This window comes from Lachnoanaerobaculum sanguinis (assembly GCF_033242365.1).
Lineage (GTDB): Bacteria > Bacillota > Clostridia > Lachnospirales > Lachnospiraceae > Lachnoanaerobaculum > Lachnoanaerobaculum sanguinis.
Genome location: NZ_BTHK01000004.1, coordinates 1 through 18,425, shown reverse-complemented (window position 1 = coordinate 18,425; position 18,425 = coordinate 1). Strand labels below are relative to the sequence as shown.

The window sequence follows — 18,425 nt, the reverse complement described above, 5'->3', positions numbered from 1 at the left end:
AGTATAAGGAAGAGTCTGACTCTTCCTTAAGTTATAAGAAGATGTAGAGGGATAAAAAGTGAATTGTAGAATTTTGCATGAGTCAAACAGAAGAATGCGTGTGCGCATGGCTCAAAAAAGAATGTCGGTAAAAGAAGCGGATTTGCTTCAGTATTATTTGGAAGGCTTTGATTTTATCAGAAAAGCCGTTGTATATGAAAGAACCTGCGATGTCGCTATTTATTATAAGGATAATACAAGAGATGCAGTTATAAATAAACTTAAAAAATTTGATTATAATAATCCTAAGCTCCTTGAGAGTATGCCAAGTACTTCAGGAAGACAGATAACAAGAGATTTTCAGGAGAAGATGGTGGGAATGCTCATGTTTACAGGCGTGAGAAATATGTTTTTCCCAAATATAATCAACAATATTTATACAATTGTTAAGGCTGCTCCTTACATATATAAAGGACTTAAGTGTTTGTTTAAGTTAAAGTTTGAGGTTGATTTGCTTGATGCACTTTCAATAGGAATATCTATTGCACAGGGTAATTTCTCAACAGCAGGTTCACTTATGCTTTTGCTTGGTGTAGGTAATGAGCTTGAGGACTGGACACATAAGAAGTCTGTAGACGACCTTGCGAGAAGTATGTCATTAAATGTAGATAAGGTATGGCTTGTAACAGATGACGGCGAGGTTTCGGTTCCTATTTCACAGATTCAGTCAGGTGACATAATCAGAGTACATACAGGAAATGTAGTGCCTGTTGACGGAGAGATGGTAAGTGGTGAGGCTATGTTAAATCAGGCATCTCTTACAGGTGAATCCGTTCCTGTGGAAAAAAGAACAGGATCAAGAGTTTATGCAGGAACAGTAGTAGAAGAGGGAGAATGTCTGTTAAAGGTAACTGTTACTACAGGACAGAGCAGATATGATAAAATCGTATCTATGATTGAGGAGAGTGAAAAGCTTAAATCAAATACTGAAAATATGGCAAACAGACTTGCAGACAGACTTGTACCTTATTCATTACTTGCAACAGGACTTACATATCTGTTTACAAGAAATGTAACAAGAGCATTGTCGGTTCTTATGGTGGATTTCTCATGTGCATTGAAGCTTTCCATGCCTCTTGCGGTACTTTCTGCAATGAGAGAGGCCGGAAATAGTAAAATCACTGTAAAGGGTGGAAAGTTTATGGAGGCAATTGCAAATGCGGATACTATAGTATTTGACAAGACAGGTACTCTGACTTATGCTTGCCCAAAGGTAGAAAGAATTATCGGAATTGACGGAGATGATGAGAATCAGCTCTTAAAGATTGCTGCATGTCTTGAGGAGCACTATCCTCACTCTATTGCAAATGCTGTGGTAAAAGAGGCTAAAGAAAGAAAGATTCGTCATAAAGAGATGCATTCAGAGGTGCAGTATATAGTTGCACATGGTATTGCAAGTAAAATAGAAGGTGACAAAGTTGTAATAGGAAGTTATCATTTTGTAATTGAGGATGAAAAAGCTTTTCTTAGTGAAGATGCTAAGAAAAAGCTTTCAGAGCTTGATCACAGATATTCACATCTGTTTATGGCTATTGCAGGAAGACTTGCAGCTATTATTGAGATTGCAGATCCTCTAAGAGCCGAAGCAAAGGATGTTTTAAAGAAATTAAAAGCTCTCGGAATTAAAAAGACAGTTATGATGACAGGAGATAATATCCACACGGCCGAAGCTATTGCAAAAGAGGTAGGAGTAGATAAATTCTACGCTGAAGTATTGCCTGAGGATAAGGCAAGCTACGTGGAAAAAGAAAAGGCAAAGGGCAGAACCGTAATAATGATCGGTGACGGTATAAACGACTCACCTGCATTATCGGCTGCAGACTGCGGTATTGCAATCAGTGAAGGTGCGGCAATTGCCAGAGAGATAGCTGATGTATGTATATCAGCTGATGATTTAAATGATCTTGTAAGATTAAAAGAACTTTCAAATAAGCTTACAAGAAGAGTTCACTCAAACTTCAGATTTATTATGGGATTTAACGGTTCTCTGATAGGTCTTGGTATTTTGGGAATACTTGCTCCGGGAACATCATCACTGCTTCACAATTTGTCAACTGTAGGTATATCACTTTCAAGTATGACAAATCTCTTACCGGAGAATTAAGAAAAATGATTTTAATATATTCGGACATCTTTTGATGTCCGATTTTTACAAAGATAACCAAAAAAGTTGCAAATATTTGATAATTGTGACATTTTTAGGTATAATATCAGCATAAACAGTAAGCAGGAATTTATTAAAGAAGGAGGTAATTATGGTTATACAGGAAGCTGCCGAGATGTATCTGGAGACAATACTCAGTTTAAAGAAAAAGACGGGAGTTGTAAGGGCAGTTGACATTGCAAGAGAAATGGGATATTCAAAGCCGACTATAAGTGAGCAGATGAAAAAGTTCAGAGAAAACGGCTATGTTGAAGTTGACAATGAAGGACATATCACATTGACTGAAAAGGGCCTGGAGATTGCTGAATCTACACTTGAAAGACATATCGCATTAGGTGAAATTTTACAAAAGATGGGTGTAAGCAAGGAAACAGCGATAGAAGATGCCTGCAGAATAGAACACTATATCAGTGAAGAGACATTTGAATGTTTTAAGGAATATTTTAAGAATAAATAGTCTAAAGAAAAAGCCTATAGATCTGTGACGGATTTATGGGCTTTTGTCAAAAAAATATCTAAATGTATTTTATCAGATACTTTATTGAAAAATATTTATTTACACTGTAAACTTAACCCGATTTATATTAAGTTAGTTGGAAGTAAGAGGTAAAATATGGGATTACATATAGTAAATGAGGCCAATAAATGTCTGCAATGTAAAAAACCGCTTTGCAGCAGTCATTGTCCTATAACAACATCAATACCACAGGTTATATCACTTTTTAAAGAAGGAAAGATAATGGAGGCCGGAGAAATTCTCTTTGATAACAATCCTTTATCTTTGGTTTGCTCAATAGTTTGTGACCATGAAGCTCAATGTCTCGGTAATTGTATAATGAACAGAAAAAACAATCCGGTAAGATTTTGTGATATAGAAAAGTTTATATCGGACTTTTATCTGGACAGAATGGAATTTGTAAAAAAGCCGAGAAAGAATGTGATGGTCGCAGTCATAGGCGGAGGTCCTGCGGGTATGACTGTAGCGATTAAGATGATAAAAGAAGGCTATGATGTAACTATTTTTGATGAAAAGAATACAATAGGCGGAGTGCTTCAGTACGGTATTCCTGATTTCAGATTGCCGAAGTCTTTAATGCAAAGATACTATGACAAGATGGAAAAAATGGGAATAAAGATAAGAAACAATACCGCAGTAGGCGGAGCTTTGGAGATAAAGGATCTTTTCAGAGACGGCTACAAGGCTGTATTTGTAGGAACCGGAGTGTGGAGAGCAAAGACTCTTGGTATTGCAGGTGAGAGTATGCCGAATGTACATTTCAGTGTGGACTATCTGGCAAATCCTGACGGACATAAGCTTGGAGACAGTGTTGCTATAATCGGTATGGGAAATGCCGCAATGGATGTGGCAAGAACAGCTCTTAGGAGAGGTTCAAGAACGGTAAAGCTCTATGCCAGAAGTAAAAGAGTTGCAGCAAACTCTGTAGAGGTGGAGGCGGCCAAATATGAAGGCGCCGAGTTTATATTCGGTAAGGCTATTGAAGCTATTACATATGACGGTCCTGTATTTAAGACTGCAATATTTGATGAAGAAGACAATGTAATCGACTATGAAAAAGAACTCGACTATGTAGATGCCGATTCCACAATCATATCGGTAAGTAACGGACCTAAGAATAAGCTTGTTCTTACAACAGACGGACTTAGAGCATCGGATAAAGGGCTTTTGATAGTAGATGAAAACTGCATGACAACTGTTGAAGGTGTTTTTGCTGCAGGTGATGTGGTTCACGGCTCAAAAACCGTAGTTGATGCGGTCGCTCAGGCAAAGGTTGCTGTAGAAGGTATGCTCAATTATTTGGAAAATTTATAAATAAAATACACTGAGACCTTGACAAAGGTAAAATCAAGTAATATTATATTGTGCATAAACGAAGAAGAGAAAAGTAGCATATGTGGAAATTACAGAGAGAGTTGGAGGCTGAGAGCAACTTATGGAAATATATGTGAAGACCGTCTCGGAGTGGCTTTAATACAGCACGTTGATTACGTTATAATCAAATGAGGGATATATTTATATATCTGAATTAAGGTGGAACCGCGTCAATCGCCCTTAAACGAAAGTTTAGGGGCGATTTTTTATTATTGGAAATGGAGGAAATATGAAGATAACATTAAAAGACGGCTCAGTAAAAGAATATGAGAGCAAAAAAAGTATTATTGATATTGCTAAGGACATCAGTGAGGGTTTGGCAAGAAATGTGGTTGCCGGTGAAGTAAACGGTGTTATGCATGATTTAAGAGATGAACTTGAAGCTGATTGTGAGCTCAATCTTATTACACTAAAGGATAAGGAAGGACTTTCAGTTATAAGACATTCAGCATCACATGTACTTGCAGAGGCTGTAAAAAGGGTTTTCCCGGATGCCAAGCTTGCTATCGGACCAAGCATTGCGGAAGGATTTTACTATGATTTTGACCACGAGCCTTTCTCAAGAGAAGACCTTGACAAGCTTGAGGCCGAAATGAAAAAGATTATAAAAGAAGGTGCGCATATAGAAAAATTTGAGCTTCCAAGAGAAGAAGCTATCAAGTTTATGGAAGAAAAAAATGAGCCTTATAAGGTAGAGCTTATAAAAGATTTGCCGGAGGGTGAGAAGATATCTTTCTATAAACAGGGAGATTTCACTGATCTTTGTGCCGGACCTCATCTTCAAAGAACAAAGGATATAAAGGCATTTAAACTTATATCATCATCAATGGCATATTGGAGAGGAGATTCAAATAAGGCAAAGCTTCAAAGAATATACGGTACAGCTTATAATTCAAAAGAGGAGCTTGAGGCACATTTAAAACATCTTGAGGATATCAAGCTTAGAGATCACAACAAGCTTGGAAGAGAGATGGAACTCTTTACAACTGTAGATGTAGTGGGTCAGGGACTCCCTCTTATGTTACCGAAGGGTACAAAGATGATTCAGAAACTCCAAAGATGGATTGAAGATCTTGAGGACAATGAGTGGGGCTATGTAAGAACAAAGACTCCTCTTATGGCAAAGTCGGATCTTTATAAGATTTCAGGACACTGGGATCACTATCAGGACGGTATGTTTATTTTGGGAGATCCTCAGCATGACGGAGAAATCCTTGCACTCAGACCTATGACATGTCCGTTCCAGTATTATGTATACAAGAATACTCAAAAATCCTACAGAGATCTTCCATATCGTATGGGTGAGACTTCAACACTTTTCAGAAATGAAGATTCGGGAGAAATGCACGGACTTACAAGAGTAAGACAGTTTACTATTTCCGAAGGTCACAATGTAATAAGACCGGATCAGGCTGAAGAAGAGCTTCAAAGCTGTCTTAACCTTGCAATATATGTACTTGATACACTTGGTCTTAGAGATGATATAACATTCAGACTTTCAAAGTGGGATAAGAATAATAAGGAAAAATACCTTGGAGATGAGGCGTATTGGGAAGGAACACAGGCTGCACTTAGAAATATTCTGGTAGAAAAGGGACTTCCTTTTACAGAGGCTGACGGTGAGGCTGCATTCTACGGACCTAAGATTGATATTCAGGCAAAGAATGTTTACGGCAAAGAGGATACAATGATTACAATTCAGCTTGATGCCGCTATTGCAGAAAACTTTGACCTTTACTATATAGACCAAAACGGTGCAAAGGTAAGACCTTATATTGTACACAGAACTTCACTTGGTTGCTATGAGAGAACACTTGCATGGCTTATAGAAAAATATGCAGGAAAGTTCCCTACATGGTTATGCCCTGAGCAGGTAAGAATTCTTCCTATATCAGACAAATATGCAGACTATGCAAACTCCGTTTTGAAAGAACTTAAGAGAAACGGTGTTGACGCTACTGTTGATACCAGAACGGAGAAGATAGGATTTAAGATAAGAGATGCAAGACTTTCAAGACTTCCATATATGCTTGTAGTAGGTGAAAAGGAAGAAGCTGAAGGAAGCGTATCTGTAAGAAGCAGATTTGCAGGAGATGAGGGAAGTAAAAAGCTTTCAGACTTTGTGGATATGATCTGCAAAGAGATAAGAACAAAAGAAATCAGAAAAGAAGAAGTAACTGAATAAAATAACTGAATAAAATGTGAATTTAGAAGGGGGCAAAGACCTTTAAAAGATCTTTGCCCTCTCTTTATTTTTGTTTATCAAGTGCGTTTTCCAGTAAATGTAGCGGGAAAGGCGGTGAGGCCAAAGGCTTTACGGCTATCGACATCAAAAGTACAGGGTTGTCGTCTGCGGCGCTTCTGTTTGTGTTAAGTTTACCGCATTTTTTACATCTGTGAACTATTGCCCATTCACCCTTATCCTTAACCCATATGGAAATAGGCTCCATAATGCCTTTGCAATCACTTTTACGATCTCCGGGTTCATTGTCCACATGAATGGAAGACAGGCAGTAGGGGCAATGGTTTCTGTGATGTGTACCTGCACCTTCAGGATTTATCATTTTTCCACAATTGGCACAGGGGAAAGAGTCATTGCATGCTTCATATCTGTAATCAGGTTCTATTTTTACGGAATTTTTCTTTTTGATTGTACCGGTTTTCTTCTGTGATGAAGGGGCGCTGTTAAGGTTTTTTAGAGCCGCTTCCAAATCAAATTTATCTTGACTCATATTTTCTTCTCCATTGTCTATTTCTTACAATATACTTCATTTGGTTTAACCAAACAGGCACTATGAATTACCTAATGTGTCTGATATAATTATATTGTATAAAAGTTATAAAAATACTTGTTTTTGTATTATACTCAAGAAATTTGCATATGTAAAATATATTTTGATGGATTTAGGATGAGTTGTAGGAGAAAAAATGAAGAAGAGATTAGTTGTTTTGGCAGCGGCTTTGTCAATGAGTATGGGACTTTCTATGGTCTCATATGCAGGTAATTGGCAGCATGATTCAAAGGGAACATGGTACTTGACTGATGATTACAAATATCCCGTATCACAGTGGAAAAATATCGACGGAAACTGGTATTACTTCAATACAAAGGGATATACTTTAACAGGCTGGCAGTGGGTGGACGGTAAAGCTTATTTCTTTAATGACGGAAGAAACAGCGCTTTTCCGCAAAGTGCAATGCTAAGGAATACCAAATCACCTGACGGATATGATTTAAACGGAGAGGGCGCCTGGACGCAGAACGGAATTGTAATGACAAAATCCGGACAGGCAGGACTTGATATGGCAATGCATATCACAGGAGAGAATACAGGTGAAAGAGCGGAGCTTTTCATTAAGTTAAATGAGTACAGAAAAAGCAAGGGATTGCCTGAAATGGTGATAAGCAGTGAACTTATGGCTGCGGCACAGCAAAGAGCAAAGGAGAGTGCAGTATCGTTTGCACATACCAGACCTGACGGACAGGCTTTTTATACTGTGAACAATATAACGAATAATTATATCGGAGTATCTGAGATATTGACAATGGACAATTCCTCATCTACAGATATAAAGATTGCATCATTTAAGAATTCACCAAAGCATAATGAACTTATGCTTCAAAGTGAGGGGTTTATAGAAAATCTGCCGGCATCTACAATATATGCCGGAGTCGGATATTATTACAGTAACGGATTTTATTATGTAGCAATGCTTTTCGGACATCAGAAATAAACAAAAGCCGCCACCGGTATATACTCACAGTTATATATCGATGGCGGCTTTTTTTAAATATTTACTTTTCTTAAATCGTCAAAAAATCCCGGATATGATATTTCAACACAGTTTTTATTATCAAGTTTTATTTCACCGTCTGAAATCAGTCCAAGAATTGCAAATGTCATTGCGATTCTGTGATCGTCATGAGTAGATATGGTGACATTTCCCAAAAGTTTGTTTGTTCCCTCAATCTCCATACCGTCCTCGGTTTCTACTACATTTACACCGAGTTTTGAAAGTTCCTCACACATTACCTTTATTCTGTTGGATTCTTTTACCTTAAGTTCTGCAGCATCCTTTATAATTGTTTTACCTTCAGCTAATGAAGCTACGGCGGCAAGTAAAGGCAGTTCATCTATAAGAGTCGGTATAATTTCTCCTCCTATAGTAGTTGCATGAAGCTTTGAATAGGATACTTTGATATCGGCTACAGGCTCAAACTCATCATTTGAATTGATTATTTCTATATTTGAACCCATATCTTTTAAAACTTTTATTACACCGTCTCTTGTAGGGTTTATACCTACATTTTCAAGTATAAGCTCCGAACCCGGGACCAAAACTGCGGCAGCCATAAAAAAAGCAGCTGATGATATATCGGAAGGAATGTCTATATCGGTTGCAAAAAGTTCCTTACATGGATTTATTGTTGCTGAGGTTTTTGTCGTATATAAATCTGCACCGAATTTTTTTAACATCAATTCGGTATGGTCTCTTGATTTTGCAGGCTCAATCACAGTAGTCGGAGAATCTGCATATAATCCTGCAAGAAGTATTGCAGATTTTACCTGCGCACTGGCAACGGGAGAGTTATATTCAATACCGTGAAGCGAGCTTCCTGTAATGGTAAGAGGTGCAAAACCGTTATTACTTTTAATATCGGCGCCCATCAATGTGAGAGGAGCTATAATTCTGTTCATAGGCCTTTTTTGTATAGACTTGTCACCTGTGAGGACAGAAGTGAAGTTTTGTGCGGATAAAATACCGCTTACAAGTCTGGTTGTAGTACCGCTGTTGCCGCAGTCAAGTATTTCACCCGGTTTAGAGAGGCCGTAAAGTCCCTTTCCCTTTACTGTAACATCAGTATTTTTTATTTCTATATCAATACCCATTTTTTTAAAAATTGATATTGTTGAGATGCAGTCGGCACCTGTTAAAAAGCCTTTTATATTTGTAATACCCTTGGATATGGCACCGAACATAACAGCTCTGTGAGAAATTGATTTATCGCCGGGAACCCTTAATCTACCTTTTATCATATTTCCTCCGTTAAATAATTTTATAATTATATTCCTTCAATAATTTGCCTGCCATTTCACAGGAATCGGCATCATAGAAAGAAATATTTAAAGCACCCTCGCCCTTTTCTCTGTTGTGATTGATACCGATATTTTTAATATTTATAGAATTTGCGGCCAATATGGCGGAGATAACGGAAATTGCTCCCGGTTTATCCTGTATATGCACGCTTAAATCATGTTTTGAAATAATAAGTCCCTGAGAGTTTGTATCAAGAGAATTTCTGTATTCACCGGATTTTGCAAACATATTGTTGATATATGTACTTGACTTGGAAGACAAATGTGAGTATACATCCTCTAAAGTATCTATATATTTTCTAAGCATCATATTTATAGGCTCGGAATTAAGCATACATATCTGTTCCCACATGATTGGAGAAGCCGAGGCTATCCTTGTAATATCTTTAAATCCCCCTGCGGCAACTCTTTTCATTACTCTGTCATCATAGTCATTTTCACTTACCAGATTTACAAGTGTAGCCGCAATAATATGAGGCAAATGGCTTATAGTGGCAACAACTTTGTCATGCTTTTGATAATCTATTACAAAGGGAATAGCCTTTATTGATTCGATTATTCCTGAAAATACCTTTAATTTTTCGGCATTTATTTTTGAGGAAGGAGTGATCATATAATAAGCATTTTCCAAAAGCAGAGCATCCGAGGCGTCATACCCCGTTTTTTCAGAACCTGCCATAGGATGTCCGCCTATAAAGACATCCTCAAGTTCAAGTTCTTTTGCAAGACTGTGAATTGAGGACTTTGTGGACCCCACATCCGTTATGATTGCATCCTTTCTTATATAAGGTTTTATATCTTTAAGATATTTATCATTGAACTCTACCGGAGTACATAAAAACACTATATCACAGTCTGAAAGAGTGTTGTCTATACCTTCAAGAATAATGTCGATAATCCCGTCGCTTTTACCTTTTAACAGCTCGGAACGGTTGTTTGTATAGGCATAGATTATTGATTCGGGTCTGTATTTTCTTATTGCTTTGGCGATAGATCCAGCTATAAGTCCAAAGCCTATAAAAGCTATATTATTGTATTGCATAATCCTCCGTTCCGACATTACGTCAATTTTAAATATAAAAAGTCTAGTACATTTGGAGTCATTAGTCAATTACTTTTACTTTAATAATTTAAAGTGATATAGTAATATGGCTTTATACGGACTATTTATCTTTACTAAAACAGTCTATTTATACAAAAACTTTATAAAAATATATTACGATTTAACTATAATAAAAGTGTAAATTACATTGTCTAAATTGAATATAAAACTTGAAATTTTATCGTATGTTTAGTAAAATATCTTTATCAGAAAAGTCTATTGACTAAAAAGGAGGGATACTCTTATGAAGGTTTATGAAACTAAACAGATTCGTAACGTCGTACTACTTGGCCATGGAGGCTCGGGTAAGACTACAGTGGCAGAGGCCATGAGCTTTGTTGCAGGAAATATTTCAAAGATGGGAAGTATTTCAAGCGGAAATACCATCAGCGACTATGACAAAGAAGAAATTAAAAGAGGTTTTTCCATCAGTACATCTTTGATTCCGGTAGAATATGAAGGAGATACCGGAAGTGTAAAGATAAATCTTTTGGATACTCCGGGATATTTCGACTTCGTAGGCGAGGTGGAAGAAGCCGTATCAGCTGCAGACGCTGCCATTATTGTAGTCAATTGCAAGGCCGGAATTGAAGTAGGTACAGTAAAAGCATGGGAGTTGTGTGAAGAATACGGTTTACCGAGAATATTCTTTGTTACAAATATGGACGATGACAAGGCAAGCTATCGTGAACTGCTTCTGAAGCTTGAAACTCGCTTCGGAAGAAAAGTGGCACCTTTCCATCTTCCAATTAGAGAAAATGAGAAGTTCGTGGGATTTGTAAATGTCGTAAAGATGAAGGGTAGAAGATTTACAAATTTATCAGATTATGTAGAGTGTGAGATACCTGATTATGTTGAAGCCAACCTAAAGATTGCAAGAGAGGCCTTGATGGAGGCCGTTGCCGAGACAAGCGAAGAATACATGGAAAGATATCTTTCAGGTGAGGAATTCAGTGATGATGAAATTTCAACAGCACTCAAAGAAAATATTTGCAACGGAGATATCGTGCCTGTAATGATGGGTTCAGGAGTGGACGCACAGGGATTTAAGGCACTTATGATGGCAATTGAAAAGTATTTCCCGTCACCTGATTATAAAGAGTGTGTGGGAGTGGACGTAAGTAACGGTGAGCATTTCACAGCAAAATATAATAAAGAGGTTTCATTATCTGCAAGAGTATTTAAGACAATAGTGGATCCTTTCATAGGAAAATACTCTTTGGTTAAGGTTTGTACAGGTACACTAAAGCCTGACAGTACAATCTACAATGTAGGTAAGGAAACAGAGGAGAAATCCGGAAAGATATATGTACTCAGAGGAAAGAACGCTATAGAAGTACCTGAGCTTGTTGCCGGTGATATCGGCGCTATGGCTAAGCTTAGTGTAACAACTACAGGTGATACTATTGCATTAAAGAATGCACCTATCCTTTATCACGGACCAAAGATCTCATCACCATACACATGTATGAGATATAAGATCGTAAACAAGGGCGAAGAGGATAAACTTTCATCAGGTCTGTCAAAACTTATGGAAGAAGATTTGACATTAAAGCATATGAACGATACTTTAAACAGACAGACTCTTCTTTACGGAATAGGTGATCAACAACTTGAAATCGTAGTTAGCAAACTTTTAGATAGATATAAAGTAAAGATAGAACTTTCAAGACCTAAGGTGGCTTTCAAAGAGACTATCAGACAAAAGGTTGAGGCTGCTGGAAGATATAAGAAGCAATCAGGTGGACACGGTCAGTTCGGTGATGTAAAGATGAGCTTTGAACCTTCAGGAGATCTTGAGAAGCCATATGTATTTGAGGAGACTGTATTCGGAGGTTCGGTACCTAAGAACTATTTCCCTGCAGTTGAAAAGGGAGTGGCTGAGTGCTGTATTAAGGGACCTTTGGCCGCATATCCTGTAGTAGGTGTAAAGGCTGTGCTTTTGGACGGTTCATATCACCCTGTTGATTCTTCCGAGATGGCATTTAAGATGGCTGCCACAATCGCATTCAAGGACGGATTTATGAAGGCCGCACCTGTACTTTTGGAGCCTATTTATACAGTAAGTGTAATAGTTCCCGATAAATTCACAGGTGATGTTATGGGTGATCTTAACAAGAGACGTGGTAGGGTTCTCGGTATGGAGTCAATCAATCACGGAAAACAGCTTATAAGAGCCGATGTTCCTATGTTGGAGCTTTTCGGATACAATACCGAGCTTCGTTCAATGACCGGAGGTATGGGTGTATTCAGCTATGAATTTGCAAGGTATGAGCAGACACCGGGAGATATCCAGAAGAAGGAAGTTGAGGCAAGAGCTTCCAAACTTGAAAATGATACGGAATAATAAATATATTTATAAGAAAATATGTTCAATCGTAAGAAATCTTACTATAACTTTACATATTGACTAAAGTGCTTGAAAATTTTTTCATAAGGTTATATATTAGCTTCATCAAAAAACTTATATGAAAAAGGAGATATCATATCATGCATTTATCAATAATCAAAAAAACAGTTTTATCATTAACATTAGCTTTAGGTTTAGTTTCAGGTAGTGTAGTTGCTTTTGCTGCACCATCACAGATAATCGTTCCTGGAAAACCTGCAGATGCTGCAAGCGCACAGGTTATTAATGAGGGAAATGTAACTCGTATTATAGGAATAGAGGGAGAGAAGGCACCTTCAAAGATTATTATACCGGGTACTTCTACAGTTGTAGTAAGATCAACAGCATCTAATGCAACACCATCTATAGCTACTTATTCAAACTCTACAGCGTCAAGCAGCAGAGGCGGTTCATCTAGAGGCGGTTCATCAAGCAGCTCATCAAGAAGTGGAAGTTCAAGAGCTGTTACTGCAACAACAGTACCTACAAATACTCCTGCTTCAAACTACGGTCCTGCACCTACAAACACATCTGCTCCTGCAACTAATGTAGGTCCTGCAGCAGGAAACACAAATGTTTCTACTAAGGGTGATGTGACAGCAGCTAAGCGCGGAAAATTAAATGTACCGAAGACAGCTGATGCTTCAGCAATGGGACTTTATGCAGCATTACTCGGTCTTTCAACTGTAGCAGGTGCATTTGTAATTGCAACAAAGAAGAAAGAGAACTAATCTTAAGTTAAATTAAATAAGACATTTTACGGCAGGCTGTACAGTCTGCCGTTTTTGCGTTTTTTTTAATGCAATTTTGTATGTTTCTTATAAAAAACAAGAAATTGATAAAAAAATAACAATATGCCTTTATTTTATTTTTTAAATATAGTATTATATCATTGCTCAGTATAGAAGACGGTTTTAGAAATACTGAAACTATTGTCACTATAAACGGAAAATTTTTTTAGTGGAGGAAAATTGTGAGAGGTGTTGAAACAAGAATTCAGGAAATAAGACATAGAATCTTTAGAGAAGTTGCCAGAATGGCTTATCACACAGAGTGGCCGGTAGATAAAAGAATAGAGGAGCTTCCTTATAAGATTATTCCCGGTGAAGTGGGAAATTTCAGAAATAATGTTTTCCTGGAAAGAGCTATAGTAGGTGAGAGGCTCAGACTTGCTATGGGATTGCCTTACAGAAGTGCGGCTAATCATGCTCCTTTGTCTGAGGGTATAGAGCTTGCGGATAAGGCGGAGACATATTATACACCACCGTTAATTAATATAATTAAATTTGCATGTCATGGTTGTGTTGAAAAGAGAGTATATGTAACTAACGGTTGTCAGGGATGCTTAGCACATCCATGTTCGGAGGTTTGTCCTACAGGTGCCGTAAAGATAGATAAAGAGAGCGGATTCTCAAGTATCAATCAGGAAAAGTGTATCAAATGCGGAAGATGTGCAAATGTTTGCGCATATAATGCAATCATTATTCAGACAAGACCTTGTGCGGCTTCATGCGGTATGGATGCAATATCTTCAGATGAAAACGGTAAGGCCGATATTGACTACGATAAATGTGTATCATGTGGACAGTGTCTTGTAAACTGTCCGTTCGGTGCTATTTCAGATAAATCACAGATCTTCCAGACTATAAGAGCTATTCAGTCGGGAGACAGAGTATATGCGGCTATTGCTCCTGCTTTCGTAGGTCAGTTCGGTCCTAAGGTTACACCGGGAAAACTTCGTGCGGCAATGAAAGCGCTGGGCTTTGCAGATGTATTTGAGGTTGCTATAGGTGCCGATCTTTGTGCCACACAAGAGGCGTTTGACTTCCTTGATGAAGTGCCTGAGAAATTACCTTTTATGGGTACATCATGTTGTCCTTCGTGGTCATTGATGGCAAAGAAAGTGTTCCCGGATCAGGCTGAATGTATATCAATGGCACTTACACCTATGACACTTACGGCAAGACTTATAAAGAAACAGCATCCGGACGGAAAAGTGGTATTTATCGGACCATGTTCCGCAAAGAAGCTTGAGGCTATGTGGACAGAGGTAAGAAGTGAAGTGGACTTTGTGCTTACATTTGAAGAGATGGCCGGAATATTTGATGCAAAACATATAGATATTGAAAACCTTGAAGAAGATCCGAACGGTGTCAACGATGCATCTACAGACGGAAGAAACTTTGCGGTATCCGGAGGAGTTGCAAAGGCGGTTGTAGGAGTTATTAAGAGTCAGTATCCTGACAGAGAAGTAAAGGTAATGAATGCGGAAGGCCTTGCAGATTGCAAAAAGATGATGACAATGGCTAAAGCAGGAAAGTATCCGGGATATCTTCTTGAGGGAATGGCATGTCCGGGAGGCTGCGTGGCAGGACCGGGAACAATGCAGAATATCAAGAAATCCCAAGGTGCGGTAAATCAGTATGCGGCTAAGGCAACACATGGTATTGCTATTGAGACTGAATCTGTAAAAGAGCTTGATAAGTTGGTTAAATAATACATATAAAAAAGATTGTTGGCACTCATATTAGGTGAGTGCCAATTTTTTATTGACTTTTATATTTTCATGGTTATAATAGTTATAGCAAAGCAAATAATATATTTGCAAATTTATTAGAGAGGTGATGAAATGAAAAAGGGAAACTTATCAATAAACAGTGAAAACATATTTCCGATTATAAAGAAATGGTTGTATTCAGATCATGATATATTTGTAAGAGAATTGATTTCAAATGCAACAGATGCTATAACAAAGTTGAAAAAATTAAGCCTTGCAGGTGAGTTTACAAAGCCTGAAGGAGATGAATATAAGATAAATGTAGAAGTCAGTCCTAAACAAAAACTTATTCGTTTTATAGATAACGGTATAGGTATGACTGAAGAAGAGGTGGAAAAGTATATAAATCAGATAGCCTTTTCAGGTGCTGTGGATTTTATAGAAAAATATAAGGATAAGACAAATGAAGAGCAGATAATAGGTCATTTCGGTCTTGGATTTTACTCCGCATTTATGGTAGCGGATAAGGTAAGCATTGACACACTGTCATACAAAGAAGGCGCAAAGCCTGTACATTGGGTAAGTGACGGCGGTCTTGAGTTTGAGATGGGAGAAGGCAACAGAGCTTCGAGAGGAACTGCTATTACATTATACCTTAATGATAACTGCCATGAGTTTGCAAACGAGTTCAGAGTAAGAGAGATACTTAACAAGTACTGTTCATTTATGCCTGTAGAGATATTCTTAAAGGATATCGATGCCGAGGAAGCTACTGAAATTATAGAAAAGGATGAGCTTTTAGAAAGCGATACCGTAATAGAGACTATAATTGAGCCTGCAAAGACAGAGGAAAAAGAAAAAGAAGACGGTACTAAGGAAGAGGTTGAAATAGAGCCTGCAAAGGAAAAGATAAAGATTAAAAAGCGTCCTGTAGCGCTAAATGATATACATCCGCTTTGGACTAAGCATCCTAATGAGTGCAGCGATGAAGAATATATTGAGTTCTACAGAAAAGTCTTTATGGATTATAAGGAGCCGCTCTTCTGGATTCATTTAAATATGGATTATCCTTTTAACCTAAAAGGAATCTTATACTTCCCTAAGATAAATACGGAGTATGATTCTATAGAGGGAACAATAAAACTTTACAACAATCAGGTATTTATCGCCGACAATATAAAGGAAGTTATTCCGGAGTTTTTATTACTGTTAAAGGGTGTAATAGACAGTGCGGACATTCCGCTTAATGTTTCAAGATCCGCATTGCAAAATGACGGTTCTGTAAGAAAAATCTCTGAATATATTGCAAAGAAAGTTGCAGATAAGCTTTCAGGTATGTGCAAGACCGAGAGAGATAAGTATGAGAAATACTGGGATGATATCGCACCGTTTATAAAGTACGGTTATCTTAAGGACGAGAAGTTCGGTAAAAAGGTAGAAGATTATATATTATTTAAAAATATAAATGATAAATACCTTACATTAAACGAGCTTGTTGATGAAAGTAAAAATTCCGAGGATAAGGTTGAAACTTCTGCAGATGAGAATATTGAGAACTCCGAAGAGAAAAAAGAGGTTGAAAAAACTCAGATATTCTATGTAAATGATGTAAAAGAGCAGAGCCAGTATGTAAATATCTTTAAGTCTGCCGGAAAGGATGCTGTAGTATTGCCACACAGCATTGATGTACCTTTTATCTCAACTCTTGAGATGAAAAGAGATAATGTAAAATTCCTTAGAATAGATTCCGATATGACAGATGATATGAGAACTGAGGAGGTAGCTGAAGATACAAAGTCTTCATATGATGCATTATCTGAAAAGGTAAAGACCGCTCTTCACAATGACAGATTAAAAGTTTCTGTACAGCTTTTAAAGAGCGATGATATTTCTTCAGTAATCACAATATCTGAAGAGAGCAGAAGAATGCAGGAGATGATGAAGCAGTACGGAATGATGGGTATGGATCCTTCAATGTTTGGAGGAGAGGGAGAGACTTTGGTTCTCAATGCAAATCATCCGCTTGTAAAGGAACTTCTTGAAAACAATCATGAAGAGTTATTTGACATGATCTGTGAACAGTTGTATGATCTGGCTTCAATATCACACAGTCCGCTTTCACCTGAGAGAATGAGTGCGTTTATAAAAAGAAGCAATGAGCTTATGCTTAAGTTAAAATAATAAAATAAAAAAGACTGCTACTTAAAGATTGAGAAATCTTAAGGGCAGTCTTTTTTGATTAAAAATATTATTCAATACCTACCATTACCGAAGTAGCCTTGATAATAGCATAAGCTTCTTTACCTACGGCAAGTTCAAGCTCTTTTACAGCATTCTTTGAGATTGTAGCGGAAACTACACCAAGCTTTGTCTCAACAGCTACGATATCATTAACAGCACCTTCCTCAATGCTCTTTACAACACCTTTGAACTTGTTTCTTGCAGAAATCTTTGGAAGCTCTGTAGCAACCATAACCTCTGTAGCCTTGATAACAGCGATTGCGGCAGCTCCGTCCTTTAATCCGAGCTCCTTGATAGCATTAACAGAAATAGTAGCTGAAACAGCCTCTCCGTTTACTTCAATAGTAACGATGCCGTTAACAGCACCCTCATTAACATTCTTTACAATTCCCTTGAATTGATTTCTTGCACTTAATTTCATTGTGTAAAAACCTCCGGTCAAAAATATTTTGCTTAAAAAACTTAAGCAATACTATAGATTTTAGCATAAATTTTAATTATAGCAAGCGGTATTTATAGAGGAGGTGTAGGAGAAGGTTGGAGGGTGTGTTGTTAATTAGACTTTCAATAATAATATTTATTAAATTAAAATAATCACTTGTTCTATAAAAAACACTAAACGATAGCTGTTATAATTATACTAAATATAAAAAATATGTATTTTTATATTGACATTTATATAAAACCTGACTTCCGTCGTTTCTCTCAAAACCTAGTACTCTAGGTATCCAAGAGCATGCAGTTTTGAAAGAAATTGTCGACTTCAGCTTTGGTTAAATAAAGGGCATCAAGGTTACTAAAACCAACCAGTTTTTTAACCTTTTCGTTAACGGCCTGGTCTCTTGATATATTTATATATGTATTATCAACTTTATTTACCACCCTAAAATCACGCATAAAGTTAATCAAGTCATAAGAGTTTATTTTATTTTTGAAGCACTTGATTTCTAATACTCTTAAAAGAAACAAGCTAAGGTAGCATATCAAAAAATGCCCATAGATT

General features: G+C 37.4%; 13 protein-coding genes, 1 pseudogene and 1 other annotated feature. Of the genes and pseudogenes, 9 read left to right on the top strand and 5 right to left on the bottom strand.

All coding sequences use genetic code 11. From position 1 onward, the window contains the following. Positions 1-106: 106 nt before the first annotated feature. The 4 genes from SBH76_RS03450 to thrS all read left to right on the top strand — a co-directional run bounded on the left by SBH76_RS03450 (position 107) and on the right by thrS (position 6,279). Positions 107-2,143 (top strand): heavy metal translocating P-type ATPase, encoded by a 2,037-nt coding sequence (locus tag SBH76_RS03450; protein WP_009662584.1) that lies wholly within the window; start codon positions 107-109, stop codon positions 2,141-2,143. 151 nt (positions 2,144-2,294) lie between these two features. After that, positions 2,295-2,660, top strand: coding sequence for a metal-dependent transcriptional regulator (locus SBH76_RS03445; protein WP_317976785.1), 366 nt, complete (start codon positions 2,295-2,297; stop codon positions 2,658-2,660). A gap of 156 nt (positions 2,661-2,816) precedes the next feature. Then, positions 2,817-4,034 (top strand): FAD-dependent oxidoreductase, encoded by a 1,218-nt coding sequence (locus SBH76_RS03440; protein ID WP_034214449.1) that lies wholly within the window; start codon positions 2,817-2,819, stop codon positions 4,032-4,034. A 52-nt stretch (positions 4,035-4,086) separates the two neighbouring features. Continuing rightward, positions 4,087-4,279, top strand: a binding site (T-box leader). A 44-nt stretch (positions 4,280-4,323) separates the two neighbouring features. Further along, positions 4,324-6,279: a threonine--tRNA ligase gene (gene thrS, locus SBH76_RS03435; RefSeq protein ID WP_317976784.1), complete on the top strand. Its 1,956-nt coding sequence runs from the start codon at positions 4,324-4,326 to the stop codon at positions 6,277-6,279. A gap of 64 nt (positions 6,280-6,343) precedes the next feature. Here the strand turns inward: thrS and SBH76_RS03430 are convergent, their stop codons facing one another. Further along, positions 6,344-6,826 carry an RNHCP domain-containing protein gene (locus SBH76_RS03430; RefSeq protein WP_290649608.1) on the bottom strand — a complete coding sequence of 161 codons (483 nt, stop codon included), beginning with the start codon at positions 6,824-6,826 and terminating at the stop codon, positions 6,344-6,346. A 196-nt stretch (positions 6,827-7,022) separates the two neighbouring features. On the opposite strand from SBH76_RS03430, the gene SBH76_RS03425 reads away from it, so the two are divergent. Beyond that, positions 7,023-7,829 (top strand): CAP domain-containing protein, encoded by an 807-nt coding sequence (locus tag SBH76_RS03425; protein ID WP_317976783.1) that lies wholly within the window; start codon positions 7,023-7,025, stop codon positions 7,827-7,829. 53 nt (positions 7,830-7,882) lie between these two features. On the opposite strand, the gene aroA is transcribed toward SBH76_RS03425, so the two are convergent. Both aroA and SBH76_RS03415 read right to left on the bottom strand, forming a co-directional pair. After that, positions 7,883-9,133 carry a 3-phosphoshikimate 1-carboxyvinyltransferase gene (gene aroA, locus SBH76_RS03420; protein WP_317976782.1) on the bottom strand — a complete coding sequence of 417 codons (1,251 nt, stop codon included), beginning with the start codon at positions 9,131-9,133 and terminating at the stop codon, positions 7,883-7,885. A gap of 10 nt (positions 9,134-9,143) precedes the next feature. Continuing rightward, complete coding sequence (locus tag SBH76_RS03415) at positions 9,144-10,235, bottom strand: prephenate dehydrogenase (protein WP_317976781.1); 1,092 nt, start codon at positions 10,233-10,235, stop codon at positions 9,144-9,146. A 304-nt stretch (positions 10,236-10,539) separates the two neighbouring features. Here SBH76_RS03415 and SBH76_RS03410 point away from each other — a divergent pair, with 304 nt between their 5' ends. From SBH76_RS03410 to htpG, 4 genes are all read left to right on the top strand, one after another. Next, the gene (locus SBH76_RS03410; RefSeq protein ID WP_317976780.1) at positions 10,540-12,642 is read left to right on the top strand and encodes an elongation factor G; all 2,103 of its coding nucleotides are present in this window, start codon (positions 10,540-10,542) and stop codon (positions 12,640-12,642) included. Between the two features lie 143 nt (positions 12,643-12,785). After that, positions 12,786-13,415 (top strand): sortase B protein-sorting domain-containing protein, encoded by a 630-nt coding sequence (locus SBH76_RS03405; RefSeq protein WP_317976779.1) that lies wholly within the window; start codon positions 12,786-12,788, stop codon positions 13,413-13,415. A gap of 242 nt (positions 13,416-13,657) precedes the next feature. After that, a complete protein-coding gene (locus SBH76_RS03400) occupies positions 13,658-15,181 on the top strand; it encodes a 4Fe-4S dicluster domain-containing protein (protein WP_009662580.1) in 1,524 nt (507 codons plus the stop codon). Between the two features lie 132 nt (positions 15,182-15,313). Continuing rightward, positions 15,314-17,362 (top strand): molecular chaperone HtpG, encoded by a 2,049-nt coding sequence (gene htpG / locus SBH76_RS03395; protein ID WP_317976778.1) that lies wholly within the window; start codon positions 15,314-15,316, stop codon positions 17,360-17,362. A 67-nt stretch (positions 17,363-17,429) separates the two neighbouring features. On the opposite strand, the gene SBH76_RS03390 is transcribed toward htpG, so the two are convergent. Both SBH76_RS03390 and SBH76_RS03385 read right to left on the bottom strand, forming a co-directional pair. Then, positions 17,430-17,843 carry a TOBE domain-containing protein gene (locus SBH76_RS03390; RefSeq protein ID WP_034214430.1) on the bottom strand — a complete coding sequence of 138 codons (414 nt, stop codon included), beginning with the start codon at positions 17,841-17,843 and terminating at the stop codon, positions 17,430-17,432. 299 nt (positions 17,844-18,142) lie between these two features. Beyond that, positions 18,143-18,425, bottom strand: a pseudogene (locus tag SBH76_RS03385) (IS1634 family transposase); the annotation flags it as partial.